Genomic DNA, 16,690 nt, shown 5'->3' on the forward strand with positions numbered 1-16,690 from the left:
GGCGGCGTCAGCCGCCGGAGCCGCCTGCCGCCGTCACTCCGCCGTCACTCCGCCGCGCGCCAGCCGCCGCCGAGCGCGCGGATCAGCTGCACCCGCGCCGACAGCTCCGCCACCTTGAGCCCGATGCCGGCCTGCTGCGCCTGGGCCAGCGCCGCCTGCGCATTGGCCACCGGCAGAAAGGTGACCAGCCCGCCCTCGTACTGCCGGCGCGCCTGCTCGAAGGCGCGCTGCGCGGCGTCCTCGGCGGCCTGCTGATGCGCCGCTTCGTCGGCCAGTTCGCGGATCGCGGCCAGGCTGTCCTCGGCTTCGCGCCAGGCCACCAGCACGGTCTGGCGGTAGTTGGCCGAGGCTTCTTCATGCGCGGCGCGCGCGGCCGCCACATTGCCGGCGATGCGGCCGTTGTCGAACAGATTGAACGCCGCCGCCGGCCCCAGCGACCAGAAGCGGCTCGGCGCCAGCAGCCAGTCAGCGCCGCGCGTGGCCTCGCTGCCGAGCGCCGCACCGAGGCTGAACGTCGGGAACCATGCCGCGCGCGCCACGCCGATGTCGGCATTGCTCGCGAACACCCGGCGCTCGGCGGCGGCCACGTCGGGCCGGCGCTCCAGCAGCGCCGACGGCTGACCCGGCTGCACCGGCGGTGGCGCGGCCGGCAGCGCGCCGTCGGCCAGCGCAAAGCCGGGCGCCGGCTCGCCGACCAGCAGCGCGATCGCATTGCGCAATTGCGCCGAATGCAGCCGCAGCTCGGCCAGCGTGGCGCGCGTGTTCTCGACTTGCAGCCGCGCCTGATTCACATCCAGCTCGGTGACCAGACCGCCGGCGTGGCGGCGCTCGGCCAGCGCGAGCGCATCGGCAAAGGCGGCGAGCGAGGTTTCGAGCACGCGCCGGGTCTGCTCCTGGCCGCGCAGCGAAAAATAGTTGGCGGCCAGCTCGGCGCGCAGGCCGAGCCGCAGCGTGTCGAGGTCGGCGGCGCTGGCCTGCATGCGCGCATCGCCGGCCGCGACCGCATTGCGCACCCGGCCCCACACGTCGATCTCATAGCCCAGGCTGATGCCGAGCACCAGATCGTCGTTGACCAGCCGGGTCGCGCGGCGCGGCGCGTTCTCGGAAGTGCGCGCGCGGCTCGCCGAGGCGTTGAGATTCAGGCTCGGCAGCGTCGCGGCGCGCGCAATGCCGGCGAGCGCGCGGCTCTGGTCGTAGCGCGCCACGGCGGCGGCCAGGTTCTGGTTGCCGACCGTCACGCGCGCTTCGAGCGCATCGAGCAGCGGATCGTTGAAGCGCGTCCACCACGCGTCGGGGTCGAGGCTGTCGGCCGGCTCGGCCAGCTTCCAGCCATCGGGCGCGCTGGCGCCGGAGAAGGCCGCCGGCGTGGCGACGGCCGGGCGCTTGTAGTCGGGCGCCAGACTGCATCCGGCCACGGCGCAGGCCAGCCCGAGCAGCAGTGCTGCCGGCTTCACTTGGCTGCGCCCTTGGCGGCGTCGGCCGGCGCATCGGCCGGCACGGCCACCCGCACCGCCACGCCGTTGGCCGCCGAGTCGGACGGATTGAGCACCACGCGGTCGGTCGGCGCCAGCCCGGCGACGATCTCGATCTCCTTGCCGAAATCGCGCCCGGCCACCACCTGGCGCAGCGCGATCCGCTCCTGCGCATCGACCACCGCCACGTTCAGCCCGTCGGCGCGAAACAGCAGCGCATTGGTCGGCAGCCGCAGCACATCGGGCCGCGCCGGCAGCTTGAAGCGCACCTCGGCAAACGCGCCCGGCAGCACCGCGCCCGAGGCGTTGTCCAGGTCGAGCTGCGTCAGCAGCGTGCGCGAGCCGGGCGCGATCGCCGTCGCCGTGCTCGCGATGCGCGCCGGCCAGCCGGTGTGGGCCGCGCCCGCGACCAGCACGTCGGCGGTCTGGCCGACCTTGATGCCGCCGGCCAGCGACTCGGGCACCTGCACATACACGCGCAGCTTGCGGGTCGAGGCGATGCGGAACAGCGGTTCGCCGGCGCCGGCCGAGATCAGCGCGCCGGTCTCGGCATTGCGCGCCGTCACCGTGCCGGCAAACGGCGCCAGCACCCGCTTGAAGCCGGCGATCTCGCGCAGCCGCTGCACATTGGCGCGCGCCGAGTTGGCCGCCGCCGCGCGCGCCGTGGCCTCGCCAAAGCGGTCCTCGGCCTCCTGCGGCGCGACCGACCTGCTCGCCAGCAGCGTGCGATAGCGCTCGGCGGTGCCGGCGGCGATCTTTGCGTTGGCCTCGGCCGTGGCCAGATCGGCCTCGGCCTGGCGCAGCTGCTGGTCGACCTCGGGCGCATCGATCTCGGCCAGCAGCTCGCCGGCCTTGACCGGCGTGCCGATGTCGACCAGCCAGCGCTTGAGATAGCCGCTGGTGCGCGCATGGATCGGCGCCTCGTCCCAGGCGCGCACATTGCCCGGCAGGGTGAATTCATCGGCGCCGGTCGCTGCCTTGGGCGCGATCACGCTCACCACCGGCAGCGCCAGCGCGGTCGTGCGCTCGCGCAGTGCGGTCTCGGCCTCGGCGCGGCCGGCCAGCCGCCAGCCGACCAGCCCCACGATAGCCAGCGCCACGACGATGACCGGCAGCGCGCTGCCGGCATGGCGGCGCGCCGTCGGCCGCCGGGAAGAAAAATGAAGCGAAGGCATGGATCAGCTCCCGACCGTCGCCGCGAAGCCGGGCGCAGCCCGGCCCCGGTCGGCGCGGCCGTGCACGAGGGAAAAGACAACCGGGACGAAGAACAGCGTGGCCACCGTCGCGGCCAGCAGGCCGCCGACGACCGCGCGGCCGAGCGGCGCGTTCTGCTCGCCGCCTTCGCCGAAACCGAGCGCCATCGGCAGCATGCCGATGACCATGGCAAGCGCCGTCATCAGCACCGGGCGGAAGCGCGTGAAGCCCGCTTCGAGCGCGGCGGTGAAGGCGGACTCGCCGTGGTTCAGCCGCTCGCGCGCAAAGCTCACCACCAGAATGCTGTTGGCCGTGGCCACGCCCATGCACATGATTGCGCCGGTCAGCGCCGGCACGCTCACCGTGGTGTGGGTGATGAACAGCATCACCACGATGCCGCCCAGCGCCGCCGGCAGCGCGCTGATGATGACCAGCGGATCGAGCCAGCTCTGGAAGTTGACGACGATGAGCAGATAGACCAGCACCACCGCGCCCGCCAGCCCCAGCAGCAGGCCGTTGAACGAGCTGTTCATGGTCTGGATCTGGCCGCGCACATTCACCGACGAGCCCTTGGGCAGGTCCTTCTTGGCCTCGGCCACCAGCGCGGCGAGGCGGTCGGCCACCGCGCCCAGATCGCTGTCCTGCACCGCGCCGTAGATGTCGAGCGTGGGCATCGCGTTGTAGTGGCTCACCACCGCCGGCCCGGCGCTGCGCTTGAAGCTGGCCACATTGGCCAGCACCTGCGGCGGGGCGTTGCCGCTGGCGGCCGTGACCGGCAGCGTGGCCAGATCGTCGAGCGACTGCATGCGCGGCTGCGGCGTCTGCGTGGCCACGCTGTACTGGATGCCGGTGCGCGGATCGAGCCAGAAACCCGGATTGGTCTGGAAGCTGCCCGACAGCGACACCAGCAGATTGCTGGCGATGTCGCGCTGTTGCAGGCCCAGCTTCATCGCATTGGCGCGGTCCACGTCCACATTGATCTGCGGATAGTCGAAGGCCTGATGGATGCGCACATCGACCGCGCCCGGCACCTGCCGGATGCGCTCCAGCAGCTTGCCGGCCCAGGCCAGATTGCCGGCGACGTTGAAGCCGGTGATCTGCACATCGAAGGGCGCCGGCAGGCCGAAGTTGAGAATCTGGCTGACGATGTCGGCCGGCAGGAAGGCAAAGCTCACGCCCGGGAATTCGCCCGGCAGCCGGTCGCGCAGGGTGCGGATGTAGTCGGCGGTCGGCCGGTGGCCTTCGTTGAGCGCCACCAGAATGTCGGCATCGCCCGGGCCGATCGGCGCCGAGCTGGCATAGGTGAGGTTGATGCCGCTGTAGGGCAGGCCCAGGTTGTCGACGATGCCGGCGCGCTCGGCCTCGGGCACCACCTCGCGGATGACCGCCTCGATGCGGTCGCAGAGCTGGGCCGTGGTCTCGATGCGGGTGCCGCTCGGCGCGCGGATGTGCAGCTTGATCTGGCCCGCATCCACCGCCGGGAAGAAGTCGCGGCCCAGCAGCGGCAGCAGCGCCAGCCCGAGCGTGATGACCAGCGCGAACCCCGCCGCAAACCGCCACGGCCCGCGCAGCGCCGCCTCCAGCAGCCGGTGATAGCCGTCGCGCAGCCGCGCAAAGCGCAGCTCGAAACCGTGCTGGAAGCGCTGGAACACGCCGCGCGGGTTCTCATGCGCAAGCGGGTCGTGCATGCGCAGCCAGTACTTGGCGAGCGTGGGGATCAGCGTGCGCGACAGCAGGTAGGACGCCAGCATCGCGAACACCACCGCCTCGGCCAGCGGCACAAACAGAAAGCGCGCAATCCCGGTCAGGAAGAACATCGGGATGAAGACGATGCAGATGCACAGCGTGGACACCAGCGCCGGCGTGGCGATCTGGTGCGCGCCGTCGAGGATGGCGTCCTCCACCTCCTTGCCCTGCTCCAGATGCCAGTTGATGTTCTCGATGGCGACCGTGGCGTCGTCCACCAAAATGCCGACCGCCAGCGCCAGTCCGCCCAGCGTCATGATGTTGATGGTCTCGCCGAGCGCCGACAGGCAGATGATCGACGCCAGCACCGACAGCGGAATCGACACCGTGATGATGAGCGTGCTGCGCCATGAGCCGAGGAACAGCAGAATCATCAGCCCGGTCAGCGCCGCCGCGACGATGCCTTCGCGGATCACGCCGTCGACCGCCGCGCGCACGAAGACCGACTGGTCGCCGAGCAGCTTGATCGTCAGGTCGCGCGGCAGCCCGGCCTGGATGTCGGGCAGCAGCTCATGCACCTTGTCGATGATCGCCAGCGTGGATGCGTTGCCGGTCTTGAGCATGCTCATCAGCACCGCGCGCTTGCCCTCGACCCGCACGATGTTGGTCTGGGGCGCGGCGCCGTCGCGCACATTGGCCACGTCGCGCAGCTGCACCAGACCGTCGGCGCCGTAGCGCAGCGGCAGCTCGTTCAGGCCGGCCACGGTGGTCGGGCTGGCGTTGAGGCGCACGTTGAGTTCCTGGTCGCCGATCTTCTGCGTGCCGGCCGGAATCACGAGGTTCTGGTTGCCGAGCGCAACCGTCACGTCCTGGGCCGACAGGCCGTGGGCGCGCAGCGCGGCCGGATCGAGATCGACCTGGATCTGGCGCTGCTTGCCGCCGAACGGGAAGGGCACGGCCGCGCCCGGCACCGGCGCGAGCCCGGTGCGCACCTGGGTGTTGGCGGTGTCGTAGATCTCGGTTTCCGACAGCTCGTTGCTGGCGAAGGCGAGTTGCAGGATCGGCACCGTCGACGCGTCATAGGCCAGCACGAAGGGCGGCGTGGTGCCCGGCGGCGCATTGCGCAGCAGCGCCTGCGACACCGCCGTGATCTGGGCCACCGCCAGCTCGGTACTCACATTGGGCTGGAAGAAATACTTCACCACCGACACGCCGCCGAGCGATTGCGACTCGGTGTGCTCGATGCCGGTGATGGTGGTCTGGGCCGCGCGCTCGGTGGTCGCGACCACGCGGTTGGCGATCTCGTCGGGCGGCAGGCCGCTGTACTGCCAGATCACCGCGACGATGGGAATGCGGATCGCCGGAAAGATGTCGGTGGCGGTGCGCGCCAGGGTGAACAGCCCGCCCAGCACGATGAGGATGGCGAGCACGAGAAAGGTGTAGGGGCGGCCGAGCGCCACGCGGACTATCCACATCGGCGGGGCTCCTGCGGCCTGAAGGCGAGGCTCATTGTTGGTGACTTCGGTGAGTGGTTCGCGTCGCCCGGCTGGCGTCGAGCCGGGGCGCGGACGCAAGCGGCAGGCCAGCGCCGCGCAACGGCACCGGCCCAGCCGATTGTCATGACCGCGGGTTGCAAGCGCCTGTCGGCGCTGCTGCATGCGAGGCTGCGGCTGGCGGTTTTGGCGCAAGTGCTGCTCGATTGGGAGCAGGGTTTGCGCGCGTTGCAGGGCGGCGTCAGCGCGCTGCCGGCGCTCATGAGGGGCGACCCGAGTTTCGCGCGGTGAGCGAGCGGCTGCGCGCGCCTATCGCGCAACCCGTCTTCCTCGCTTGATCTGCGCTGCCTAGCCTCCTCGAACCCCAACGAGGAGACACAGATGAAAAAACTCGCAATCGCCACCGCCCTGTGCGCCGCCACGGCCGGTTCGGCCATGGCCCAGTCGACGACCAGCGTGACCCTGTTCGGCTTTGCCGACGCCGCCTATGTCAACCAGACCAACCGCGTCGCCACCGGCGCCGGCCGGGCGATCCAGTCGGGCGCCTGGCAGGCCTCGCGCTGGGGCATTCGCGGCAGCGAGGATCTGGGCGGCGGCCTCAAGACGGTGTTCGACCTGGCCTCGACCATCTCGATCGACACCGGCTCGCAGGCCAGCAGCAGCCGCATGTTCGACCGCAATGCCTATGTGGGCCTGAGCAGCGCCGACTACGGCACGCTGATGATCGGCCGCCAGGTGACGACGCTGACCGAGGCGCTGTGGGTCACCGATCCGCTCAAGGCCAACAACGGCGCCACCAACATGAATGTGCGCTACGGCTATCTGGCCGGCCCGGGCAATCCGATTGCCAACACCTTCGGCAGCGGCGCGACGCTGGCCAACAACTCGCTCGACCGCCAGGACAACGCCGCCAAGTACGTCTACAAGGCCGGCAACGGTCTGATCGGCATGGGCTATTACGCCTTTGGCGAATCGGCCACCGGCAGCAGCTCGGCCAACAAGTCGGCCGGCCTGCTCGCCGGCTATGACGGCAGCTCGCTGCAACTGCGCGCCGCCTATGCGCAGTTCAAGGATCCGACCGCCGCCAAGCTCGACGCCTGGACCGTCGGCGGCGTCTACAAGCTCGATGCGCTCAAGTTCAAGGCCACCTGGAGCCAGAACAAGATCGACGGCACGGCCGCCACCTATCACGAGCAGAAGACCACGGTTGGCTCGGGCGGCGTCACGTATTCGTACACGCCGTCGCTCGACCTGACGTTTGCCTACTACCGCGGCACGCGCGGCTTCGACAACGTGGCCACCGACCAGAAGGCGCAGAAGTTCTACTTCGTGCCCGAGTACTACCTGAGCAAGCGCACCTGGCTCTACGCCATCGCCGATTACGAGCGCTTCAACGCCAGCGGCGCCGCGCTCGACAACGGCACGGCGCTCAAGGCCGGCGTGCGGTCGTCCATGTATCTGGCCGGCGGCATCAGCCACGCGTTCTGAGCATTTGCTTTCCGCGCCGGCTCCCACGATGGCCGGCGCGGCTTTTTGCCCACCCATGACCCACACCGATTCCGGAGGCTGCATGCGCAGGTCGATCGCCACTGTTTCGATCAGCGGCTCGCTCGAAGACAAGATGGAGTCGATCGCGCGCGCGCGCTTCGACGGCTTTGAAGTGTTCGAGAACGATCTGATCCACAGCGCGCTGTCGCCGCGTCGGATTGCGGCGCTCGCCGCCGATCTGGGTCTTGCCATCGATCTGTACCAGCCGTTCCGCGACCTGGATGCGGCCGACGACAAGCTGTTCCGCCGCAACCTCGACCGCGCCGAACGCAAGTTCGACCTGATGGGCGAGCTGGGCGCGACCATGATTCTCATCTGCTCCAACGTCTCGGCCAGCGCCTCGACCGACGATGCGCAGATTGCCGGCCAGCTCTATGAACTGGCCGAGCGCGCCGCCAAGCGCGGCATCCGTCTGGCCTATGAAAGCCTCGCCTGGGGCCGCCATGTGTGGGACTACCGCCATTCCTGGCGCCTGGTGCAGCAGGCCGATCATCCGCATCTCGGGCTCTGCCTCGACAGCTTCCACATCCTGTCGCGTGGGCTCGACCCGCGGCACATCGAAGAGATTCCCGGCGAAAGCATCTTCTTTCTGCAACTGGCCGATGCGCCGCTGATGACGATGGACGTGCTCCAGTGGAGCCGGCATTACCGCTGCTTTCCGGGGCAGGGCGGCTTCGACATGCCGGCCTTCCTCGGCCATGTGCTGGCGGCCGGCTATGCCGGGCCGATGTCGCTCGAAATCTTCAACGACGTGTTCCGCGAGGCGCCGAACCGCGACACCACGCATGACGCGATGCGCTCGCTGCTGTGGCTGGAGGAGCAGGTGAAGCTGCGCCGCCCGGCGCCGTCCGCGGTCGCCGCAGAAGCGCCGCAAGCGCCGGCCAGCGCCGCGCGCGCCGCCGCCTTCAGCCGGGTCGAGCTGTTTGCGCCGCCGGCGCCGCCGCGCATCGACGGCACGGCCTTCGTCGAGTTCGCCGTCGACGACCGCACCCAGAGCGCGCTGTGCCGCGCCTTCGCCGCGCTCGGTTTCGAGCGCGCCGGCGTGCATCGCTCCAAGAACGTCACGCTGTGGCGCCAGGGCGAGATCAATCTCGTGGTGAACAACGAGCCGGGCTCGTTCGCGAGCGAATTCTTCCAGCGCCATGGCCCGTCGATCTGCGCGATTGCGCTGCGCACCGACGACGGCCTGCGCGCCGTCAACCGCGCCCAGAGCTTTCATGTGCCGCGCTTCGAGGGCCGGGTCGGCCCGCACGAAACCACCATTCCGGCGGTGCGCGGCGTGGACGGCAGCATCCTCTACTTCGTGTCGAGCGAGCTGGAGCAGCGCGGCTTCTGGGATGCCGACTTCGTGCTCGCCGCATCCGCCGACACGGGCATCGGCCTTGGCACGCTCGACCATGTGGCCATCGCCGCGCCGATAGAAAACTTCGACAGCGCGGTGCTGTTCCAGCGCGCGGTGCTCGGGCTGGAGCCCGGCGACAGCCTGGAGCTGACCGATCCCTACGGCATGGTGCGCAGCCGCGCGCTCAGCAACGACGCGCGCACGCTGCGCATCGCGCTCAACGTGTCGCAAAGCCGCAGCACCGTCATCGCGCGCAGCGTCGACACGCTGCACGGCGCGGGCGTGCATCACCTCGCCTTCGACTGCGCCGACATCTTCGCCAGCGTGGCGGCGGCGCGCGAACGCGGGCTGGTCTTCCTCCACATCCCCGACAACTATTACGACGACCTGGTCGCGCGCTTCGATCTCGACGCGGCCTTTGTCGCGCGGCTGCGCGCGCTGCGCGTGCTCTACGACCGCGACCCGGCCGGCGGCGAATTCCTGCACGCCTACACGCCGATGTTCGAGCGCCGCTTCTTCTTCGAGCTGGTGCAGCGCATCGGCGGCTACGACGGCTACGGCGCCTCGAACGCGCCGGTGCGCATGGCAGCGCTTGCGCGCGACGTGGCCGGTCTGGTTTCGGCGCCGCTCGCCCGCTGATCCCGCACGACAACGATCCCTCCCGCCTTCCACGAACCGAACGGAGTTTCACCATGCCCATCGGCGACCGTCCCCAGTTTCTCGCCGGCCTCATCGGCGCCGGCATCCAGCGCTCGCTCAGCCCCACGATGCACGAGCGCGAAGGCCAGGCCCAGGGCCTGAACTACCAGTACCGCATCCTCGACATCGAGCAGCTCGGCCTCACGCCGGCCGACCTGCCCAAGCTGCTGGAAGCCGCCAAGCTCATGGGTTTCGGCGGGCTCAATGTCACGCACCCGTGCAAGCAGGCGGTCATTCCGCATCTCGACGAGCTGTCGCCCGACGCGGCGGCGCTCGGCGCGGTCAATACCGTGGTCATCAAGGACGGCCGCACCGTCGGCCACAACACCGACTGGTGGGGCTTCGCCGAAGGCTTCAAGCGCGGCCTGCCCGGCGCCAAGCTCGACCGCGCGGTGCAGCTCGGCGCCGGCGGCGCGGGCGCGGCGGTGGCGCATGCGGCGCTCACGCTCGGCGTCGGCCGGCTCGCCATCTTCGACATGGACCCGACGCGCGCCGCCCGGCTCGCCGAGGAACTCTGCGCCCGCTTCGGCGCCGGCCGCGCCATCGGCGGCACGTCGCTGCCCGAGGAAATGGCCGCGACCGACGGCCTGATCCATTGCACGCCCACCGGCATGACCGCCCATCCCGGCCTGCCGCTCGATGCGGCGCTGCTGCGGCCGGAAATCTGGGTCTCGGAGATCGTCTACTTCCCGCTCGAAACCGAGTTGCTCGCCACCGCGCGCAAGCTCGGCTGCAAGGTGGTCAGCGGTGGCGGCATGGCGGTGTTCCAGGCGGTCGGCGCGTTCCAGCATTTCACCGGGCTGGAGGCGAATGCCGACCGCATGCTGGCGCACTTCGAGGAACTGCAAGCCGCCCGGTGACAGGGCCGCAGCAAGCGGATTCAATGACGGCTTCGGCGCGCATGCCAACCGCACAACCCAGCAGGGGCCAGCAATGATTTCGTCCAATGTCTGCATCGATACCGTCGCGCTCGGCGGCACGCTCGATGCCAAGCTCGCGGCCATCGCCGAGGCGGGCTTCAAGTCGGTGATGGTCTGGGGCAACGACCTCATGAGCGAGCCGGGCGGCGTCAAGCTCGCGGCGCGCAAGATCCGCGACTCGGGGCTGCAAGTGGCCGGCTTCCAGCTGCTGCGCAACATCGAGGCGGTCGAGCAGCATCTGGTCGATTACAAGATCGACCTCGCGCGCTCGCTGTTCGGAATGATGGAAGCGGTCGGCACCGATCTGCTGCTGGTGTCGTCCGGCGCCTCGGCGCGCGGCCTGCGCGACATTGCCACCGTGGGCGCGCGGCTGCGCATGCTGGCCGAACTCGGCGATGCCATCGGCGCGCGCATCGCCTACGAGGCGCTGTCCTGGGGCGGCTTCGTCGACAACTACGAACTGGCCTGGGACGCGGTGCGCGCCGCCGACCATGAGCGCGTCGGCCTCATCGTCGATTCCTTCCACACGCTGGCGCGGCATCACGCGCTGGAGCCGCTGCGAAAGATTCCCGCCGACCGCATCTTCATGGTGCAGCTGTCGGATGGCGCCTGGGATGCGCTGAGCGAAGTCGACGATCTCATCGAGAGCGCGCGCCATCGGCGCATCTTTCCGCAGGACGGCCAGCACAGTTTCGAGATGCAGCAGCTGATCGGCGTGCTGAAGGACATCGGCTTCACGGGGCCGTATGCGATCGAGATCTTCAACGACGAGTACCGGCACCTGGCGCCGGAGCTGGTGACGCAGAAGGCGGCGCAGACGGCGGCGTGGTTAAGGCCGTTGATTGGGTGAGGGCGGGAACGGAACATGTCGCCGTCGGCGACATGTTCGAATGACGTGTCGCCAAAATAGAAGACGGCGACATGACGTGGTCTCGCTGCGCCGATCCCGAGCCCGCATCCCATGCCAACCCCGAGACTCTCTGGCGGCCTGATCGCCCCTGCAACCAGCTTCCGCCCTTGCCGCCCGCGCAGGAGGTGCTGCGGGCTTGCATTGCCGCGCGCGCGGCGCTGGCCGAGCTGAAGCAGGCCGCCGAGCTGATTCCCAATCAGACGATGCTCATCGACACGATCCCGCTGCTGGAAGCCAAGGACAGCTCCGAGATCGAGAACATCGTCACCACCACCGACATGCTGTTCCAGCATGCCCAGGCCGACGGGACGGCCGATCACGCCACCAAGGAGGCGCTGCACCAGGGCTTCCAGTCGCTCAAGACGCGGCCGCTCTGCACCGGCACCACGGTGGAAATCTGCCGCACCCTCAAGGGCGCTGGCATGGACATCCGCCGCACGCCGGGCACCCAGGTCGCCAACGACCGCAGCGGCGAAATCATCTACACGCCGCCCGAAGGCGAGCGGCAATTGCGCGAGCTGCTGGCCAACTGGGCGACGTGACGCGCCGGCAGGACTGGGAGCCGTGGGTGCTGTTCATGCTGCAAGCGGTGGAGGCCACCTCGGGCTGGACCACGGCCAAGATCGGCGCCATCCGCCGGCTGGCCGAGCAGACCGCTGAAACGGCGCGCGGTCGTCTGCCCAAGATCTACAGCCGCGAGCTGGTCGACGTGATCTTCGAGCAGCCGTATTGCCGCATCGGCAATCTGGTCGAGAAGGAGGTGGCGCAGCGCCAGGCGGCGTCGCGCCATCTCAAGGATCTGGTCGGCATCGGCGTGCTGCGCGAGATGCAGCTGGGCAAGGAGAAGCTGTTCATCCACCTCAGGCTGATGCAGCTGCTGACGCGCGACAGCAATGATGTCGCTCCGTTGCTGCCTGCGCCGGTGCCTTGAACCATGCCGGCACGCGCCGGCCAGGCTTGCGATCGTGCAGCCGCCTTCGAAGGTCCATCCCTCAAATGCAAGAGAGCCCGACCGGTTTTACCGTCGGGCTCTCTTGCTTCGTCCGCCGGGCGGCGGACTCAGGTCACGTCAAACCGACCGCTTCGCCATCCGCGAATCCATGATGCTGCGCTCGCGCGTCCGCTGATACTCGCGCTGCTCGACCGGCACGGCATTGGGATTGCCCAGCTCGCTCATCGGCACGCGGAAGGTTTCGCGGGCGCTCCAGGCGGCGGTGGCGGCAACCGCGCAGATCAGCAGCGTGAGCGAGCCGATCATCATCGGGATGTCGGTGGCTCCGGGCGGCGCGACCGTGGCGAAGATGGCCGGCAGCATCGCGGTCAGCGCGGTGCCCACGTTCTGCGAGATGGCCATCGCCGAGACGCGGGTGCGGGTCGGGAACAGCTCGGGATAGAAGCTCGGGAACACCGCGTTGTAGCCCTGGTAGACCACGCCCCACATCAGCAGCGACATCACGATGGCCAGCGCCTCGCTGTGGATGCTGATCGCGTACAGATAGCCGAAGGACAGCAGGCCCGAGGCCAGCGCGCCGACGATGATCGGCGGGCGGCGACCGATCTTGTCCGACAGGTTGCCGACCATCGGGATCACCAGCACGGCCAGGATGTTGCCGAGCACCGGAATCCACAGATAGATGTCCTTGCTGAAGCCGATGCCGTAGCCGGGCTGCACCGCATAGGCCGCGCCGAAGATCGAGGTGACGACCGGGATCACGTTCATCAGCGCCATGCAGACCACGCGCAGCATGTCGGCCCAGCTGTTGCGGAAGGCTTCGACCACCGGCGCCTTGGGCACGGCGCCCTTCTTGTCCTCGGCAGCGAAGGCCGGGGTTTCCTCGACTTCGCGACGGATGATGTAGCCCGCGACGATCACGAAGAAGCTGAGCAGGAAGGGCACGCGCCAGCCCCAGGTGTTGAAGTCCTCGGCCGGCAGAAAGTGCGCGATCGGCAGGAACACGGCGGCGGCCAGGATCTGGCCGGCCTGCACGCCCTGCAGCGTAAAGCTCGAGAAGAAGCCACGGCGGCCAAACGGCGCGTGTTCAAGAATCATCGAGCTGGCGCCGGAGATTTCACCGGCGACTGCAAACCCTTGCACCAGGCGGATGACGACCAGCAGCGCCGGGGCCAGCCAGCCCACTTGCGCATAGGTCGGCAGCAGGCCGACGGCCATGGTCGAGAAGCCCATCAGGAACATGCACATGATGAGCACCTGCTTGCGGCCGTGGGTGTCGCCCCAGTGACCGAGCACGAAGGCGCCGATGGGGCGGGCGACATAGCCCACGCCATAGGTGGCAAGCGACGCGATGATCGCGACCTTGGGGTCGGTCGACGGGAAGAAGATCTGCGGAAAGATCAGCGACGCGGCGGTCGCGTAGATGAAGAAGTCGTAGTACTCGAGCGCCGAGCCGATCCAGCCGCTGGCGGTCGCCTTCTTCGCTTGCCCGCCGTGCGGCGGGCGTTCCGTGGTGCTTGCCATTTGAGTCTCCAATCCCGGGTTTTGCGTGCTCCGATTCGTCGGCCCTGCGGCCGGTCGATCGGACCTTGTTGATTGATGCGCCGCCAGCTTCCCTGAATCTTTTGCAGCCCGGCATCCGAAGGAACCACCCTGGCCAAACCGGTTTCGGACAGGGCGGGAGTCGGACTGCAAAGCTCTTGGATCAAGGCCGAGCGTTGCGCGGGTCGGTCAAAGCGAGCTTCCTTGACCGGGCGCAACGCCGTAATTCGACGTCGGCAGCGCAGGCTAGGCAGCGACTGCAAGCCGGGCAATCGGGCGTGCGCGATATTCGCGCGCTTGCGTTCGATGATTGCGCGGATCGCGGGTCGCCCCTGAGCCGGCAAAAACCACGCTTTGGCCGGGCGCTTCAGGCCGGGCTGGGCTCGCTGCGGGCGGCGGCGGCCGGGTTGGCGACGGCCGGATCGGGCAGGGCGGCGATGCCGGCCGCATGGTGGGCCGCGAGCCAGCCAAAGGTCATCGCGGGGCCGAGCGTGATGCCGCCCGAGGGATAGCGCCCGCCCATCACGCTGGCGGCGTCGTTGCCGCTGGCATAGAGGCCGGCAATGGGCTGGTCGGCACCGTCGAGCACGCGCGCCTGGGCGTCGGTGCGCAGGCCGGCAAAGCTGCCGAGGCTGCCGGCGACGACCTTCACCGCGTAGTACGGGCCGGTTTCCAGCGGCGCGACGCAGGGATTGGGCGCCTGCTCGGGATCGCCGCCGGCGCGGTTGTAGGGCGTGTTGCCGCGCTCGTAGGCCGGATCGCTGCCGGCGCGCGCATGGCGGTTGTAGTCGGCCACGGTGGCTGCGAGGCCGGCCGGATCGATGCCGCAGGCGCGCGCGAGTGCGTCGAGCGTGGCGCCGGTTTTCAGATAGCCGCTGCGCAGATGGGCGCCGACCGGCATCGGCGCCGGCTTGACCGCGCCCAGGCCCCAGCGGCGCAGAAAGCGCCGGTCGCAGATGAGCCAGGCCTCGGCCGGTGCGCCGGCCGGCAGCGCGCGCATCAGGCCGAGCATGAAGTCGTAATAGGAGTCGGCCTCGTTGACGAAGCGCCGGCCCTGCGCGGTGACGGCGATCAGCCCGGGCTTGGTGCGCTCGATCAGATGCGGGAAATGGCCGGCGCTGCCGTCGCCGCGCGGCACCAGCGACACCGGCGCCCAGGCCATCGGCTGGGCCAGATCGCGCGCGACTGCGCCGCCGGCCGCTTCGCCAAGGCGCAGGCCGTCGCCGGTATTGCTTGGCGGCGCGGCCGACCAGTGCCGGCCGTCGCCGGGCAGCAGCTCGCGCAGCCGGCGCGGATCGCGCGGAAAGCCGCCGCAGGCCAGCACCACGCCGCGCCGGGCGCGGATCTCGACCGGGCCGCGCGGGCTGTCGACGACGGCGCCGGTCACGGCCGCGTCGGCCGTGGTCAGCCGCAGCACCGGGCTGGCCAGCCGCAGCTCCACGCCCAGATCGAAGGCCGATTGCGCGAGCCGCGCGACCAGCGCATTGCCGTTGACCAGATGCAGCCCGCGCCCGTGCAGCGCCACATCCTTCAGATGGCGCAGCACGCGCCGGGTCACGTAGGCCAGCGACTTGAGCGAGCGCTGCGACTGGAAGAAGTGCCGCAGATCGGCGCCCGACGCGATGCCCATGCCCCAGAGCGTGGTGAGGTCGAGCGGCGGCTTGAGCTGATGGATGCGCGCGCCCAGCTCGCGGCCGTCGAAGGGCGCGGCGCAGACCGAGCGGCCGCCGGTCGCCGCGCCCGGCGTATGGCCGTGGAAGTCGGGCATGCGATTGCCGTCGATGAATTGCACCCGGGTGCGGCGGCGGAAGAACTCGACCATCGCCGGGCCGGCGGCGAGAAAGGCGTGCACCTTCGCTTCATCGAAATGCGCGCCGAGTTCATGCCGCAGATAGGCCAGCGGCACCGCCGGATCTTCATCGATGCCGGCGTCGCGCGCGAGCGGATTGCGCGGAATCCACATCCAGCCGCCCGACCATGCCGTGGTGCCGCCGAACTGCGGCTCCTTCTCGACCACGATCACCTTCAGGCCGAGCGCGGCGGCGGTCACGGCCGCCGAGAGCCCGCCGGCCCCCGAGCCGACGACGAGCAGGTCACAGACGAGGGGCATGGCGGTTCTCCTTCAGGCCAATCAGGCGGGCGGTTTGTGGAACAGGCGCGAGGCGCCGCTGGCGACGGCCAGTTCGGCCGCCACCGCGAGCAGATCGGGCGCGAGCGCGGCCATGCGCTCGGGCGTCATGCGCAGCGCCGGGCCGGCGATGACCACCGCGCCGATGGCCGGCTCGCCGGCAGTGCGGATCGGCGCGGCGAGCGCGGCCATGCCGGGCGCGGCCGATTCGCTGACGCCGGCCCAGCCGCGTTCGCGCGCCAGCCGCAGCGCCGCGAGCAGCGCGCCGACGGTGGTGGGCGCGGCCGGGCCGTAGTCCTCGGGCTTGCCGAAGCCCTGGCGCGCAACCGCTTGCAGCGCGGTCTCGTCGTCGAGCGTGAGCAGCCAGGCCTGGCCGGTGGCGGTGCAGGACAGGCGCGCGTCCATGCCCATGTCGGGGTCGTAGCGCAGGCCCTTGCGGGCGCCCTGGGCGCGCGCCACGAAGGTGAGTCGTTCGCCGTCGAGCACGGCGAGCCGCACCAGTTCGCCCGACAGCTCGGCGAGCCGGTCGAGCGCCGGCTGGGCGATGTCGACGATGCCCGACGAGTAGAGAAAGTTGAGCCCCAGCGCCACCAGCCGCGTCGTCAGCGCGTAGTCGCCAAAGTCGCGCAGCTGGCGCACATAGCCGAGCCGCGCGAGGTCGCCCAGCAGCCGGTGCACGGCGCTGCGCGGGATGTCGAGCCGGTCGGCGAGCGCCGCCAGCGCCAGGCCTTCGGGATGGGCGGCCAGCAGTTCGAGGATGGCGAGGGTGCGTTCGAGGATTCCGTTCATGGGGCGACCGGGGAG

13 protein-coding genes are annotated in these 16,690 nt (G+C 69.9%); 7 read left to right on the forward strand and 6 right to left on the reverse strand.

Annotated features, from left to right (window positions below; translation table 11 throughout):
* Positions 1 to 44 precede the first annotated feature (44 nt).
* From B9P64_RS30860 to B9P64_RS30870, 3 genes are read right to left on the reverse strand one after another with little or no spacing between them, the layout of a single operon-like run.
* The gene (locus B9P64_RS30860; protein WP_085315376.1) at positions 45 to 1,454 is read right to left on the reverse strand and encodes an efflux transporter outer membrane subunit; all 1,410 of its coding nucleotides are present in this window, start codon (positions 1,452 to 1,454) and stop codon (positions 45 to 47) included.
* Positions 1,451 to 2,647 (reverse strand): efflux RND transporter periplasmic adaptor subunit, encoded by a 1,197-nt coding sequence (locus tag B9P64_RS30865; RefSeq protein ID WP_085315377.1) that lies wholly within the window; start codon positions 2,645 to 2,647, stop codon positions 1,451 to 1,453. The genes B9P64_RS30860 and B9P64_RS30865 overlap by 4 nt, the downstream gene beginning before the upstream one ends.
* Positions 2,648 to 2,650: 3 nt before the next feature.
* Complete coding sequence (locus tag B9P64_RS30870; RefSeq protein ID WP_085315378.1) at positions 2,651 to 5,827, reverse strand: efflux RND transporter permease subunit; 3,177 nt, start codon at positions 5,825 to 5,827, stop codon at positions 2,651 to 2,653.
* Positions 5,828 to 5,971: 144 nt separating this feature from the next.
* Here B9P64_RS30870 and B9P64_RS30875 point away from each other — a divergent pair, with 144 nt between their 5' ends.
* From B9P64_RS30875 to B9P64_RS30905, 7 genes are all read left to right on the forward strand, one after another.
* The gene (locus B9P64_RS30875) at positions 5,972 to 6,136 is read left to right on the forward strand and encodes a hypothetical protein (RefSeq protein ID WP_176256748.1); all 165 of its coding nucleotides are present in this window, start codon (positions 5,972 to 5,974) and stop codon (positions 6,134 to 6,136) included.
* A gap of 90 nt (positions 6,137 to 6,226) precedes the next feature.
* Entirely contained in the window at positions 6,227 to 7,333 is a 1,107-nt protein-coding gene (locus B9P64_RS30880; RefSeq protein ID WP_085315379.1) for a porin, read from the forward strand.
* Between the two features lie 82 nt (positions 7,334 to 7,415).
* On the forward strand, positions 7,416 to 9,374 hold the full coding sequence (locus B9P64_RS30885; RefSeq protein WP_085315380.1) for a bifunctional sugar phosphate isomerase/epimerase/4-hydroxyphenylpyruvate dioxygenase family protein: 1,959 nt from the start codon (positions 7,416 to 7,418) through the stop codon (positions 9,372 to 9,374).
* Between the two features lie 53 nt (positions 9,375 to 9,427).
* Positions 9,428 to 10,294, forward strand: coding sequence for a shikimate dehydrogenase (locus B9P64_RS30890; RefSeq protein ID WP_085315381.1), 867 nt, complete (start codon positions 9,428 to 9,430; stop codon positions 10,292 to 10,294).
* Between the two features lie 73 nt (positions 10,295 to 10,367).
* Positions 10,368 to 11,204, forward strand: coding sequence for a sugar phosphate isomerase/epimerase family protein (locus tag B9P64_RS30895; RefSeq protein ID WP_176256749.1), 837 nt, complete (start codon positions 10,368 to 10,370; stop codon positions 11,202 to 11,204).
* A 167-nt stretch (positions 11,205 to 11,371) separates the two neighbouring features.
* Positions 11,372 to 11,806, forward strand: coding sequence for a Fic/DOC family N-terminal domain-containing protein (locus B9P64_RS30900; protein ID WP_328589858.1), 435 nt, complete (start codon positions 11,372 to 11,374; stop codon positions 11,804 to 11,806).
* Positions 11,803 to 12,195, forward strand: a complete 393-nt coding sequence (locus tag B9P64_RS30905; protein WP_328589859.1) for a Fic family protein — start codon at positions 11,803 to 11,805, stop codon at positions 12,193 to 12,195. The genes B9P64_RS30900 and B9P64_RS30905 overlap by 4 nt, the downstream gene beginning before the upstream one ends.
* A 138-nt stretch (positions 12,196 to 12,333) precedes the next feature.
* Here B9P64_RS30905 and B9P64_RS30910 read toward each other — a convergent pair whose 3' ends face one another.
* The 3 genes from B9P64_RS30910 to B9P64_RS30920 form a co-directional block, all read right to left on the reverse strand.
* Positions 12,334 to 13,740: an MFS transporter gene (locus tag B9P64_RS30910; protein WP_085315383.1), complete on the reverse strand. Its 1,407-nt coding sequence runs from the start codon at positions 13,738 to 13,740 to the stop codon at positions 12,334 to 12,336.
* A 385-nt stretch (positions 13,741 to 14,125) separates the two neighbouring features.
* On the reverse strand, positions 14,126 to 15,868 hold the full coding sequence (locus B9P64_RS30915; RefSeq protein WP_085315384.1) for an FAD-dependent oxidoreductase: 1,743 nt from the start codon (positions 15,866 to 15,868) through the stop codon (positions 14,126 to 14,128).
* A 21-nt stretch (positions 15,869 to 15,889) separates the two neighbouring features.
* On the reverse strand, positions 15,890 to 16,675 hold the full coding sequence (locus B9P64_RS30920; RefSeq protein WP_085315385.1) for an IclR family transcriptional regulator: 786 nt from the start codon (positions 16,673 to 16,675) through the stop codon (positions 15,890 to 15,892).
* Positions 16,676 to 16,690 lie beyond the last annotated feature (15 nt).

Origin of the sequence: Derxia lacustris (genome assembly GCF_002105195.1) — a bacterium.
In the GTDB taxonomy this organism is placed as follows: Bacteria; Pseudomonadota; Gammaproteobacteria; order Burkholderiales; family Burkholderiaceae_E; genus Derxia; species Derxia lacustris.

Bases quoted from the DNA above. Each gene is read 5' to 3' on its own strand.
- B9P64_RS30920 (WP_085315385.1), bottom strand. From the start codon at position 16,675: ATGAACGGAATCCTCGAACGCACCCTCGCCATCCTCGAACTGCTGGCC.
- B9P64_RS30910 (WP_085315383.1), bottom strand. From the start codon at position 13,740: ATGGCAAGCACCACGGAACGCCCGCCGCACGGCGGGCAAGCGAAGAAG.
- B9P64_RS30890 (WP_085315381.1), top strand. From the start codon at position 9,428: ATGCCCATCGGCGACCGTCCCCAGTTTCTCGCCGGCCTCATCGGCGCC.
- B9P64_RS30895 (WP_176256749.1), top strand. From the start codon at position 10,368: ATGATTTCGTCCAATGTCTGCATCGATACCGTCGCGCTCGGCGGCACG.
- B9P64_RS30885 (WP_085315380.1), top strand. From the start codon at position 7,416: ATGCGCAGGTCGATCGCCACTGTTTCGATCAGCGGCTCGCTCGAAGAC.
- B9P64_RS30880 (WP_085315379.1), top strand. From the start codon at position 6,227: ATGAAAAAACTCGCAATCGCCACCGCCCTGTGCGCCGCCACGGCCGGT.
- B9P64_RS30865 (WP_085315377.1), bottom strand. From the start codon at position 2,647: ATGCCTTCGCTTCATTTTTCTTCCCGGCGGCCGACGGCGCGCCGCCAT.
- B9P64_RS30870 (WP_085315378.1), bottom strand. From the start codon at position 5,827: ATGTGGATAGTCCGCGTGGCGCTCGGCCGCCCCTACACCTTTCTCGTG.
- B9P64_RS30875 (WP_176256748.1), top strand. From the start codon at position 5,972: ATGACCGCGGGTTGCAAGCGCCTGTCGGCGCTGCTGCATGCGAGGCTG.
- B9P64_RS30915 (WP_085315384.1), bottom strand. From the start codon at position 15,868: ATGCCCCTCGTCTGTGACCTGCTCGTCGTCGGCTCGGGGGCCGGCGGG.